A 12,469-nucleotide genomic window follows, 5' to 3' on the forward strand; every position below is an offset into this window, starting at 1 on the left:
GTTTGTAGACTAGCGCTTTTTTACATACAATTTCACAACAAAAATTTTACAATGTGAATTTTACAAATATGGCCTTGTCAAAAAGTTTAGTTCGTCAGTCACATTTCCTAGGTACAAAAATACGTAACCTAAGAAAACGTAACCATTTAACGATGGAAGACCTGTCTGCGCGTTGTATTAGAATCAACCCAGAATACGCCCCTTCCGTTTCTTATCTGTCAATGATTGAACGTGGAAAGCGGGTGCCAAGTATCGACATGCTGGAAGTGATCGCTCAGGTCTTCCAGAAGAACCCTACGTGGTTTCTCGACGACGAATCAGAGCAACAAGCCATAGCACCAGATAAGGGGAATCGTGGTGGGATAAGTGGTATGGCGCTTGAGCCTAGTTTCCTTTTTTCCAACGACATTCTACAAATTGCAATACCTGAGATGCTGTCACAAACAGGGATCTCAGGACGCCAGTTTGCACACCTATTGATTCGAGCACACCAAGAAAGCAACCAGAATCATTTCCCAGACCTTGAGCGTGCGGCAGAGGAAGTTGGCTTAAAGCGCCTTAACCTGAGCGTAGAAGACTTGATAGACATCGCAAGAAGCCTTGGAATCAACATCCGCTGGGTTACGCGCACACCGCAAGACGTAGTCGATGAGCTCGGCATAAATGCCAAACAACTGGTCACCTCTTTTTTTGAACCTCCAGGTACTATCTTCTTAAACGAGATTCTTAAAGAGTATCCAACTCGACTGAAATACGACCTCTCGGTATATATCGGCCATTGCATTCTGCATAGCAAGGAAGGTCTTAAGAGTGTGTTGTCGGTTGGTAACAACAACACATGGGACGACAATCAGGTATCAGGATCTTCACAGCTCAACTCCCAAGATATTCTTCAAGCATGGCGAGACTTTGAATCCAGCTTCTTTGCTGGCGCGCTGCTGTGTCCGAAAGTCCCGTTTAGACAGTTACTCGACCGCACGGGTTACGAAATCGACGTTCACAAAAGAGCAGGGGTTTCCCCCTCTGTGGCGATGCGCCGAATGACGGTAGTATCGCCCTACCCTCACTGGCACTACTTTGATGCTTATGGGCCGGGGAAACTCAAAGCGGTATACCGCGGGAACGGGATTCCACTGCCTTGGGGAAATATGAGAACGGTCGCAGATCCATGTCAACATTGGGCCGTGTTCCGTAGATTATCAGAGCCTCGAGCAGGGAGTTCGGCTCAAATCTCTATTTTAAACGTAGGCGATGAACCAAGAATCTACTGCTGTGAATCCATCAATATGACGGATCCTGCGGGTAACAATCGTGTGTTGTGTGCAGGCATTGACCTCAACCCTGCGATTGATGCTCAAGGCGGTAATTCAAGAGAGATAGCAGAGCAACTTAAAACTTCATGCGTCAACAATGGCGGCTCTGTGACTATCCCACGTAACATCAAAAAAGATCTCACGACAATAGCCAAGATTCTAAATATAAATTGGATTGAACGCGGGATCGAGGCGGAGGCTAGGCTTATTTGTTCCCGAGGTGGAGAGTGCCCTCGCCAACCAAGTTGTTATTCGAAATGTGGTGAGTGATAGCAGTACGAGAACTATAGGTAATTTGTCTTGCTCTGCTTAAAGTAGATTAACTTAGCTTAGTAGCGACGATGAATAAAAATCAGGCCCCAAGCCGAACCTAAAATTCAGGCAAAAAAAAACCAATCACAAAAGGGTGATTGGTCATATATTTTGTGTGAACAATAAAGGTTCACTAACAACGTCAGTTGGCTAGGTGACCCTCGGCTTAAGAAGGGTCACTAATATTAATGCAGTATGTGTGCCAACTTTAAAACCATGCATTTTCTACGCATCTGAACACGTATTAACCGTAATTCACTGTTCGTTTTGCAAGCTGGGATTGCAAATTGCAAATAACAACAAAACGCTAGTGACTTCGTTATTAATAGACAAAAATTAACATGATATTAATACTTTCGATTTCAGATTAAATATGTTTTTAACCTAGTAATTCTTGAATATAGCCATATGACGCCCACAAAAAACGCGAATATTGAAATTCAATATTCGCGCTTCATTAGGTTGGTTACAAGCTTGCTATATCAAAAAAGTGGCGTTCTTAAAACACCCTTCCTGTATTCAGCTCAACTCGAATTTATTTTTGAGTCGGAATCTATTTTTGAGCCGATGGCTTAGAGCGATTTATAGATGGCTTGCTACCAGACGGTTTATTCACTGACGACTTAGAAGTTGGTTTATTTGATGAACGTCCAGAACCATAGCTCGCACCATCACCTGATTTCTTAGGTTTAACAGCACCGTTTTGAGTGCTTGAGTTAGTATTTTTCTCAGAGCTTCTGCCAGCATTACCACGCTTAAAGTTATTGCCATTGTTTCTTACTGATTTATCATTAGCTGCAGTCGCTGAGTTACTATCTAGCGCTTTCTTAGCTGTGTTTGGCTTACGCTTTGGCGCAGATCCAGAACCCGGCACGTGGCGCTTGTTTTTGCTCGCTGGCTTATGTCCACGAGCATTCTCACCAGAACGTTGACCATCAGAGTGTTCACGAGGCTTCTTCGGTTTCTTAGGCTTGATAGGGCGCGCATCTAATCGAGATTCAGGTAACTTGTTTACAGGCGAGAAGCCTTCAAGTTCACGACGCTCTAGCACTTGCTGAATAAGACGCTCAATACCGAACAGTTCGCCCACTTCATCTGCACAAACGAGTGAAATAGCTTTACCTACTTCACCAGCACGGCCAGTACGACCGATACGGTGTACATAGTCTTCAGATACATGTGGAAGATCGAAGTTAACGACTTGAGGAAGTTGCGGGATATCAATACCTCGCGCCGCGATATCAGTCGCGACTAATACCCGTACCTTGCCAGTTTTAAAGTTTTCTAAGGCTTTAGTACGAGCACCCTGGCTCTTATTACCATGGATAGGAGCCGCTGTAATGTCCTGTTCTTCTAAAAAGCGAGCCAGTTTGTTGGCACCGTGCTTAGTTTTGCTAAATACCAACACTTGGCGCCAATCATTATCCTTGATTAGCTTCGCTAGCATTGGGCCTTTCTTCTTTTTATCTACTGGGTAAATACTTTGCTCAACGGTTTTCGCGGTTGAGTTCGCAGGGCTTACCGAAATTTCAACTGGGTTATTTACTAAGCCTTTAGCCAAGCCACGAATATCGTCAGAGAACGTTGCTGAGAACAGTAGGTTCTGACGTTTCTTAGGCAAGAAAGCTAAGATCTTACGGATATCTCGAATGAAACCCATGTCTAGCATGCGGTCAGCTTCATCTAACACAAGAATCTCTAACTGATCAAAGCGCACTGCATTTTGGTTATATAAATCAAGCAGACGCCCCGGTGTTGCCACCAGCACATCACTGCCTTTACGCAGTTTTTGCATCTGAGGGTTGATTTTTACGCCACCAAATACAACGGTAGAAGTAAGAGGTAAGTTAATACCATACTTAACTACGCTGCCATTCACTTGTGCAGCAAGTTCACGAGTTGGCGTTAGCACGAGCGCACGAACTTGGTTCTGACGAACGCGTTGACCTTTTGATAGAATTTCAAGAATAGGTAGCGTGAAGCCAGCAGTTTTACCTGTACCTGTTTGAGCAGCGGCCATTACATCTTTGCCCTTTAGGACAGCTGGTATCGCTTTCTCTTGGATTGGTGATGGCTTATCGTAACCTTGTGCTTCAATTGCTTTAAGAATCGGTTCAGAAAGGCCAAGGGAGGTAAAACTCATAGATTATTTTCTCAGTTGAATAACATTTAATATGAGCAACGTAATAGAAAGAAATCGTTGCTACAGCTTTTGCTTATCAATTAGATTGATAGAAGCAAAACGCGGTATTCTGAGGCTTTTCCCCACATTCAGCAACTAAATTCTAATAACAGCTCAGATTCAACCTAGATAACTTGTCGCTTCTGCTCATACATTTTTTCATCAGCCGCTTTCAAAAGAGCATCGACATCATTGTAGTTACTATTATGAATAACCCAACCTACGCTGATCCGAAGATAAATAGAGTGCGTCTCATAGATGACAGGAGGCGTACAAATTGCCCTTCGAAGCTTTGTAACAATCGACGAAACGTGTTCATCATCGATAATACGCGGTAGCAAAACTAAGAACTCATCCCCGCCGATCCTTGCGACAATGTCTGAGACACGTAATTCACTTTTGATACGCTTAGCACACTCGATCAATACCTGATCGCCTGCCGCGTGACCATAAGTGTCGTTGATTGCTTTAAACCCATCGAGGTCGATATTTACAACAGCAAAGGTTCTTGCTCTCTGTTTTTGAGTGGTTTTGAAGGCCTGCTTGAGGCTATACATGAAGTATCGACGATTCGGTAACATCGTTAACTCATCATGCATAGAGCGGCTATCTGCAATGCGGTAAAGGCGATAAATAGTAAAGAAGGCAAACGCCAGCACTAATATTATGGAGTAACCCACCAGCCTTACCGCTTGAACTCGATACCAAGGCACGTCCATCAATACATGCTCACTACCGGAGAGAGCAAGGTACCAACCACCGTAAGGAAAGCTCACCTGCTCGGTGGCAAACGCATTATCGAACACATCCTGGGTACCATAAAAGACTGGGCCATCTTTCCCCGAACTGTTAGCACCGCGAATCGCGAGTTCGTACTTGTTCTCGATTTTCCCAATTCCGACATCTTCAAACAGCTCATCTAAGCCAATAACAGCACTGGATACACCCCAATAGTCTTGATTAAAAGGTGGATCTCGAAAGATCGGAGTTCGCGTAATGAGGGCTTGACCACCTTGAAACAATTCAAAAGGCCCAGCAATAAAAGTGTTACCGAGATTACGGGCTATCTCAACAGACTCCCATTGGTTGGGATAATCGCGATAATTAATACCAAGAATCTGCTCATTGCCTTCCATAGGGTAAACAAAGTTTAGAATGTCGTCTTTGGCGAGCCCAATAAGTCGAATATGGAAGCCATCTTGAATGATATTCTCAGCAATCTTGTCCCAATTCTTCACCTCACCATCAGGGTTGATGGTCACTAAGGTCGAGAAATTGTTGAGGATATACATATCTGACACGATCGCGGCTTCGATCCGAGAACGAATAATGGATAATTGTTTTTTTCCCTCAGAATACGATTCATTTTTAAGAAAAGTTAATTGCTTAGCGTGAAAGAACTCAATCGCGCTCACTATCGCAAGGAAAAAAAGAAAAGATACAACCTTAGCAGACCACTGCTTGCTAGAACCACTTGGCATTTACGAACCTCTAACACTTTTGTTCTATATACTGCCTTATAACGGCTCATTTCTGGCTTATTGCTCCAGTATGCCGCTAAGTCACTAAAAATCTATACTAACGTCTACTATCTATCAAATATTGTGCCATTCATCACTTCAGGTCTGTTGGTTATACTAATTGCTTAATCAAAAAGGGGTAGTGAACCTTATAAAGCTTACATTGTATTGACTCAAACCTTACATTAAAGGATTCATCGATGTTATTTTACATAGACTATTAATCAGCTTGGTACCTCACGACATGAAGCTAAAAACGATTACACTGTGCACATTACTATCGGCCTCAGTTACGGTCGCGGTTCACGCACAAGAGAACGCTCTGGCAACAAATGTACCGAGTATTCAAACCCAAGCAGATTCTCTCAACTCTCATGAACAAGCTTTCAAACAATCTGCAGACCTCATTCGTACGACCTACGAAAGCCAGCTTTACACTCTGCCTGCATTCAAAGAAGGTCATTACGGGCTGCGCATGTATCGCCAAACATTAGACGATAAGTATTCTGCTGCGGTATGGAGTGACATGGCGCGAGTGGCAAGCAAGCTCAGTACCCTGTCTAATGACGTTCATACCATGGAACAAATCGTACTTTACTCAGAGAAGCGCGTTGCTTCTTATGTTGGCGATAACGATGAGCGCAGTGTTCGACGTTACAACGTAACCCAACATATGCCCGAGTACCTATATCTTGGTGTGGACCTTCTCGGCTCTATGGCACGTGCAAATGAGTACGGTTTAGAACACAAAAACGATGCCAAGCTGCGCGAAATCATTCGTCGCTATGACTTCTCACGATACGTGACCAATGAAGACATGGTGAAAGCGTGGGCTGCTCAATTAGCGAATCAGGTTTACTGGTTGCGTCAACTGGGTGAGCAGGATGTCGTTGATAAATTCGTCGACACGTTCAAAAAAGCGTACCCAGACGACAAAGACAAGAAGCTTTCAAGCCAGCAATACGGTAATAAGATCTATGGTATGACACACGTCATCTTTGGTGACTCCGAGTACTATCAGCATCAAGTAAGCGAACAAGATCATCAATGGATCTACGATTACTTCAGAGAAAACATCGATACGATTCTGCTGCGTGCGAAAGAAGATGTGATTGCTGAGGTTGGATTAACCTTCTTATTAGCAGGTTTAGAAGATGACCCAGTTGTAGAGAAAACTCGACTCGCGATTCAAGCTTCAATCGATGAGAAACAAGGCATGATCCCTTCAATTACCGGCGATTTTGACCTTGAGTACGGTGAACACCGCAACGTGCTAGCAATCATGCTACTCGATTGGCAGCAAGTGAATGAAGCGCCGACCTATGAAGGCAACCCTAAGGTGTTTACTACGATTCCGTATGGGTTAGTAGAAAGCAGCCATTAAGTAAATAGAAACTCCAAGGTTTATCTACAGAATCTAAAAAGCCGCATACCTTTCGAGGCCTGCGGCTTATTTGTGTCTGTTGCATCAACATAGAATAAAAACCAAGAATAGCCGTTTATCGGGCTTCAGAGGCGACTTTGTTTATCACTATCGTGAAATCCCCTTCGGCATAGCCTTCTATCAAGGAAACATCATCACACAGCGTTTTACAGAAGCGATAGACACCTTGAGGGTGATAACTCATCAGGGTATTGCGCGAAGGATATTGGCTTGAATTGAGCAGATTAAAAATCACGGTCTGATTCGCTAGCCCAAACATACGAGTAATCATATTCGTCAGATAGTCGGAATCGCGAGAGATATAATTCAATGAGCCACTGGCGATAACCACATCGTGCGCTTCTAGGTTCATCTTACTCATGTCACCCGCGATGAACTGACAGCAAGCTTCGGTGTAATTTTGCTTAGCCTTTTTAAGAAAATCGGCGTGTTGGTCAACGCCTGTGTACGATTGGATACGATAGATATTGTTGAGCAGTTCAAACAACTCCCCATAACCACAACCCATATCCAAAACACTCTTCTTATCAAAGTCGGCCGAGCGTGCGATGACTTCGAAGCGACATAATTGGCTCTCTTCACTCGTCCAGCCTAAGGACTTTGCCTTGTCCCCTTGCCAACGATTGGTTTGCTTTCGGTGATACCAGTACACCTTAAAACGGTCGCGCCAGTGCATTCAAATCAGTCCCACGTCAGTGAACATCCGCATACCTTAATGATATTAAGCTTTAGAACTTGAAAAGAAGAGTCCACCGATTTTATAACCAATTGCATAGCAAACCACGGCAATAGTCACAAACACCAATGCCGAGAAAAAATACGCCACCGACGCCGCAACGCCAATGCCCCACACGACGCTAAACACCAAACCGAGATAAGCCTCTTGCGGCCACTGAGAAATAGGAAACTGAGTACCACCGGCAATGAGATAAACCATCGCAAACAAGCCGATAAAGGCGGTGATAAGACCAATGAGAACGCGCATGTTCATGGGAAGACCTTTGATTTATTGAACCTGGTTGCCATTATTCTTCGTCGAAAGCGGATCTGCTTAGTCGAAACCGAATGATATTCAAGTATATAGGATAAGAGAGACTTGCTCTATTACTCTTCCGAGTGAACCTTATACACTGCAGAGCAATGAAAGTGGTAGTTTGAATCTGAATCAACTTAACGAGCAGGCACAAAAAAGCGGACACTCTTCTTACGTTAACTCCGTTAGCAAGGTATCCGCTTTTACTGAATCTAGCTTAAAGCAGGATGAAAATACCCGCTAAACATGCACTCATCAGGTTTGCTAGCGTACCAGCAACTACCGCTTTCAAACCTAGATTAGCTACTTCAGCACGACGCTCTGGCGCCATCACACCGATAGAACCCAGCTGAATCGCGATAGAGCCAATGTTAGCGAAGCCACACAGAGCAAATGTCACAATCACTTGGCTGTGTTCAGATAACAGCGCTTTGTTCTCAATGAAGTCGATGAAAGCAACAAACTCGTTCATTACGACCTTCTGACCGATGTAAGAGCCCGCCATCAACACTTCATCACTCGGGATACCAATCAGCCATGCTAATGGAGAGAACAGGTAGCCGAAGATAGCTTGTAGAGTAATGCCCGCAAAACCGAACGTTTCACCTAGACTCTCTAGGCCAGTGTTTACCATGGCAATCACACTAACGAATGCAATCAACATAGTACCAACAGCCACTGCGACTTTCATACCATTCATCGCGCCGCTTGCCAATGCATCAATCACGTTGCTTTGGTCAGCTTTATCTAGCTCAATATGCTCGTAGTCACTGGGAATGTCGCGTTCAGGTACAATGATCTTCGCCATTAACAAACTGCCTGGAGCCGCCATAAAGCTTGCTGCGATAAGGTACTTAAGTTCAACGCCAAGGCCAGCGTAACCACCGAGAACACTACCCGCTACCGACGCCATACCGCCCGCCATAACAGCAAACAGCTCGGAACGAGTCATAGATTTTAAAAAAGGACGAATAAGAAGAGGAGACTCACCCTGAGAAAGGAAGATATTACCGGTTGCAACCAAAGATTCGGCTTTACTTGTGCCCAGCAGTTTTTGCACCGCTCCGCCCAAGATTTGAATCACTTTTTGCATGACGCCTAAGTAATAAAGTGCAGAGATTAAAGCACTAAAGAAAATGATGATTGGAAGTACGCGAACTGCGAAAATGAAGCCATCAGTAGCAAGGTCACCGAAAAGGAAAGCAATACCAGCGTCTGCAAAACCAAGTAGGCTTGAAACGCCATTACTTAGGCTTGTTAGCGCCAACTGTCCCCACGGAAAATACAATACTAAGGCAGCGAAACCGATTTGAAGTAACAATGCACGAGAGACCGTTTTCCAGTTAATCGCAGAACGACTTTCAGATAACAAGCACGCACAAGCAATCAGTGCAATCACACCGACAAAACCAAATAGAATATTCATAATGTGTCCTAGTAATCCTTATAGAGATAGCATGAGCCAAGCAAATGACATCAAAGGAGCAGGACAAAGAACCGCAAGCAACACGCTACGCGATGAAGGAGCTAACAGAGTTAGCGAATGTAACAACGAGTTGTTCATGTAAGAATCACCTTATACAAGCAGTGGAACGCAGCTGGTCCGGTCCGTGGGGTCATTCACATATCCATGTGACGGCTTGTATTGGCTAAGCACCGGCTTAAAACCGGAAGAGAAGTATAAACAGTTAAGTGAGACTTTCATCACATTTTTTAACGCAAACGTTCGCGCGGTTAAGAATCGTGCAAAACGGAGTGCTTATCGGAGAGATCTACCGGGACAGTTAAAAATAAGTTAACTAGATTTATGATTTAGCTAAAAAGCCACAGGACGTGGCTTTTCTAGAATAGGAGCGCCAGTAACTAGTTTAGTAAAGCACTTTTTACTTCAACATCTTGGAAGATTTCTTCAAAACGCTGTTTGTAGATAAGCTGCATCTCATTGATAATCGCGCCGCCATCCGGAACATCATTCTCACCTTGAAAGTTTTTACTCAGTAACTTCTTACCGGCTTCATCATAAATAATCACATTGACGTTGTACCAAGAGTTATCTGTGAACGCGTGGAAATCATACTTCCATTCATTCAAGACGAACATCATAGACTTATTGTCGAACGCTTTCATCTGCTCAACAACTTTAGTTATGTCTTCGTTTGGTGTCGTCTCGACTGAGTCCACCGTCACTTGCTGCTTCTTTAAGCCTGCAACGAGCCTATCCGTCAAAAACTGCGACATTGGTTGCTGAGTCGCCGTATTGTATGAATAAGGTATCCCCAATGAACTGCGAATGATTCCCTCAAACTTTGGTTCTTTATCTTGTTCTAAAACGTATGGACGTTTATCAATGACAGCAATAGTCAGCGCTTTTTCTTGTGGGACCATACTTAACAGTGGTGCGCTCTCTTCTGGAGTCAGTACCGTTGCACAACCTGAAAGCCCTAGCGCTACTGCAGCGAAGAACAAACTGACGAGTTTTTTCATTAGGTTTACCTATTTTATTATTTGAAGGTGGTGTTCTAACAAAAATCTAATTAATCATCAAACATTCGCTAAATCAATAAATTACATAACTCTCATTACATAAACCAACTCACATATTGGTAGGGTTATTATTGATAAAATTACTTATAAATTTAAAACGATGGTCAGTTGCAAAATAAATTTATTAAACAAATTCAATATGTCAACACTACTAGCACGTAATAAAATCGAAGCTAGCTATGTTGAAGCTATCAAGCAAAAGCACAAAGATATTGGCGCGTATTATGTTCTAGCCCCAAAGATTGCAATGCCTCATGCTCGTCCTGAAGATGGTGTGAACGAAGCATCACTGCAAGTGACGGTGTTTAAACACGGTGTTGATTTAGAGTCGGAAGACAACGGAGACGTTTACCTTTCAATTACTCTGGCGGCAATGGATTCAGACAGCCATATTCATACTATTATGGCGCTATCAGAGTTGTTCCAAAATGATGATGACATAGATGCCATTATCGCCGCGGAAACAGCGCAAGCGATCATCGAGATCTTAAAGCAATACTAATCTTGCACTATACATCCTGTTCCTTTGTCTAATAAGCCCCTATTAAAAAAGCGATAGCCTCGGCTATCGCTTTTCTGTTAATGGTGCTGAGTCATTTCCCATCGAGAATTATTTAAGGCATTTCCCCTGAAATACTCGCTAACGCTAAAACGCGTACATTCTTTTATATGTTGATAATTCAAAGCAGTATTCCGAATGTTTTTTTAGGCACTCAAACACTTCTCGATCCAATTTATGGTTTTCAACAAGGTCAGCCAACATGTTTAAAGACTCTTCTAATGTCATGCCCTGTCGGTAAGGACGAGACTGAGTTAGCGCTTGGAACACATCCACTACCGCAATAATCCGACTGGGTTGATCCAATTGTTCAGCTGTTTTCCCCATCGGATAACCAGAACCATCCAATCTTTCATGATGGTTTGATGCCCACTGACAGATCTGGGGCGAGCTAAATAATTCCTGTAACGCAAACCGAGTGTCCGTTGCATGTCGCTTGATACAACAATACTCTTCGTCTGTCAGCAAATCATATTTATGAAGAATCTCATTTGGTGTTTGCAGTTTACCTATATCGTGAACCAAACCTGCCAGATAAAGTTTTCGCTGAGTTGTGTGTGAGTAACCCAGTTGTTTTGCTAGATACTCAGAAAGCTGTCCGACTTTCAAAGAGTGCCTAAAGGTAAATGAACTCTTGGTATCAACGACATTGGCAATAAACTCAGCAAAGGCAACCGTCTCATTCAATGACATTTTCTGGGAGAAGAATGGCACGGGCTCAAAGTTATCTCTCATGTTTTCAATGTAAGGGATCTCCATCGAAAACCAGAAATCATCCAGATCGACCAACTCACACATGTGTTGTACAAGGTTGGTCTCGAACATCTCATCAGCTTGCTCGGTCAAACGCTCAATGATGATTGCCTTACCATCTGGGGTTAGGTTCCCATAACGATCAGAAGAGGTGATGCCGTAAAGGTAGTCCACCCTATCGGCCAGCATCACAATAGCGGCCAATTCCTTTTCTAACTCACTGATAGGCATCGCCTTAAGCTCAACCCAAGGAGTATGATGATAAAGCACCGGCTTAGCGAATATAGAAAGAACTGGGCACTCTTTTAGAATTTGATAACCCTTTTGGCAATGGTGGTAACTTGAGTCTGGCACGAAACCAGAGGTCAAACTGAGGTGTTCATCAATTTGCGATACGCCGCAGTCGTGAATTAACCCCAACGAGAATGCAAGTTGCGCCTGCTCCTCTTCCCACCCGACACTCAGAGCACATCGATACGCTATATAACCGACTCTTTGTCCATGATTTTTGCTTTCAAAACCGACGTTATCAAGCGCCTTAGCAATACCAAATAGAGCCTTCCTTAAGTCTACGGTTACGTCCTGGCAATGTTGATTCATTAATTAAGCCTAAGATTGTTATAGTTTTTATATATTTAATCTGTCAATACTAATGCATAGTTAATGATTATATACACAACTATTGTAAGGTTTAATGAGTTTCGTGATAGATTTAACGTATAACGAAAAATTCGTGCCACAATATATTGCATATTAAAAATAGGGCAAGATTACGAAGCCCCTTGCCCTGCAAGGACTTGAGAAAGGTA

At 43.3% G+C, this 12,469-nt stretch carries 9 protein-coding genes and 1 pseudogene; 3 read left to right on the forward strand and 7 right to left on the reverse strand.

Annotated elements, in window-relative coordinates; genetic code table 11:
* Window positions 1-53 precede the first annotated feature (53 nt).
* Window positions 54-1,583, forward strand: a complete 1,530-nt coding sequence (locus WR49_RS11030) for a DUF3612 domain-containing protein (protein ID WP_082082761.1) — start codon at window positions 54-56, stop codon at window positions 1,581-1,583.
* A gap of 595 nt (window positions 1,584-2,178) precedes the next feature.
* Here the strand turns inward: WR49_RS11030 and WR49_RS11035 are convergent.
* Both WR49_RS11035 and WR49_RS11040 read right to left on the reverse strand, forming a co-directional pair.
* The gene (locus WR49_RS11035) at window positions 2,179-3,768 is read right to left on the reverse strand and encodes a DEAD/DEAH box helicase (RefSeq protein WP_046224025.1); all 1,590 of its coding nucleotides are present in this window, start codon (window positions 3,766-3,768) and stop codon (window positions 2,179-2,181) included.
* Between the two features lie 164 nt (window positions 3,769-3,932).
* On the reverse strand, window positions 3,933-5,288 hold the full coding sequence (locus WR49_RS11040; RefSeq protein ID WP_046224026.1) for a diguanylate cyclase: 1,356 nt from the start codon (window positions 5,286-5,288) through the stop codon (window positions 3,933-3,935).
* A 283-nt stretch (window positions 5,289-5,571) separates the two neighbouring features.
* On the opposite strand from WR49_RS11040, the gene WR49_RS11045 reads away from it, so the two are divergent.
* Complete coding sequence (locus tag WR49_RS11045; protein WP_046224027.1) at window positions 5,572-6,711, forward strand: DUF3541 domain-containing protein; 1,140 nt, start codon at window positions 5,572-5,574, stop codon at window positions 6,709-6,711.
* A gap of 115 nt (window positions 6,712-6,826) precedes the next feature.
* Here WR49_RS11045 and WR49_RS11050 read toward each other — a convergent pair whose 3' ends face one another.
* The 4 genes from WR49_RS11050 to WR49_RS11065 all read right to left on the reverse strand — a co-directional run bounded on the left by WR49_RS11050 (window position 6,827) and on the right by WR49_RS11065 (window position 10,288).
* On the reverse strand, window positions 6,827-7,447 hold the full coding sequence (locus tag WR49_RS11050; protein ID WP_046224028.1) for a class I SAM-dependent methyltransferase: 621 nt from the start codon (window positions 7,445-7,447) through the stop codon (window positions 6,827-6,829).
* Between the two features lie 45 nt (window positions 7,448-7,492).
* Complete coding sequence (locus WR49_RS11055; protein ID WP_046224029.1) at window positions 7,493-7,762, reverse strand: hypothetical protein; 270 nt, start codon at window positions 7,760-7,762, stop codon at window positions 7,493-7,495.
* Between the two features lie 259 nt (window positions 7,763-8,021).
* Entirely contained in the window at window positions 8,022-9,230 is a 1,209-nt protein-coding gene (locus tag WR49_RS11060; protein ID WP_046224030.1) for a NupC/NupG family nucleoside CNT transporter, read from the reverse strand.
* Between the two features lie 437 nt (window positions 9,231-9,667).
* Window positions 9,668-10,288, reverse strand: coding sequence for a hypothetical protein (locus WR49_RS11065; RefSeq protein ID WP_046224031.1), 621 nt, complete (start codon window positions 10,286-10,288; stop codon window positions 9,668-9,670).
* A gap of 202 nt (window positions 10,289-10,490) precedes the next feature.
* On the opposite strand from WR49_RS11065, the pseudogene WR49_RS11070 reads away from it, so the two are divergent.
* Window positions 10,491-10,850: pseudogene (locus WR49_RS11070) on the forward strand (PTS sugar transporter subunit IIA); the annotation flags it as partial.
* Window positions 10,851-10,994: 144 nt separating this feature from the next.
* Here WR49_RS11070 and WR49_RS11075 read toward each other — a convergent pair.
* Window positions 10,995-12,260, reverse strand: coding sequence for an HD-GYP domain-containing protein (locus tag WR49_RS11075; protein WP_046224033.1), 1,266 nt, complete (start codon window positions 12,258-12,260; stop codon window positions 10,995-10,997).
* Between the last annotated feature and the right edge of the window lie 209 nt (window positions 12,261-12,469).

Origin of the sequence: Vibrio sp. ECSMB14106 (genome assembly GCF_000972265.1) — a bacterium.
GTDB classification, from domain to species: Bacteria; Pseudomonadota; Gammaproteobacteria; order Enterobacterales; family Vibrionaceae; genus Vibrio; species Vibrio kanaloae.

Excerpts from the sequence above, each read along its gene's own strand:
- WR49_RS11035 (WP_046224025.1), bottom strand. The coding sequence starts at position 3,768 with ATGAGTTTTACCTCCCTTGGCCTTTCTGAACCGATTCTTAAAGCAATT.
- WR49_RS11040 (WP_046224026.1), bottom strand. The coding sequence starts at position 5,288 with ATGCCAAGTGGTTCTAGCAAGCAGTGGTCTGCTAAGGTTGTATCTTTT.
- WR49_RS11045 (WP_046224027.1), top strand. The coding sequence starts at position 5,572 with ATGAAGCTAAAAACGATTACACTGTGCACATTACTATCGGCCTCAGTT.
- WR49_RS11050 (WP_046224028.1), bottom strand. The coding sequence starts at position 7,447 with ATGCACTGGCGCGACCGTTTTAAGGTGTACTGGTATCACCGAAAGCAA.
- WR49_RS11055 (WP_046224029.1), bottom strand. The coding sequence starts at position 7,762 with ATGAACATGCGCGTTCTCATTGGTCTTATCACCGCCTTTATCGGCTTG.
- WR49_RS11060 (WP_046224030.1), bottom strand. The coding sequence starts at position 9,230 with ATGAATATTCTATTTGGTTTTGTCGGTGTGATTGCACTGATTGCTTGT.
- WR49_RS11065 (WP_046224031.1), bottom strand. The coding sequence starts at position 10,288 with ATGAAAAAACTCGTCAGTTTGTTCTTCGCTGCAGTAGCGCTAGGGCTT.
- WR49_RS11075 (WP_046224033.1), bottom strand. The coding sequence starts at position 12,260 with ATGAATCAACATTGCCAGGACGTAACCGTAGACTTAAGGAAGGCTCTA.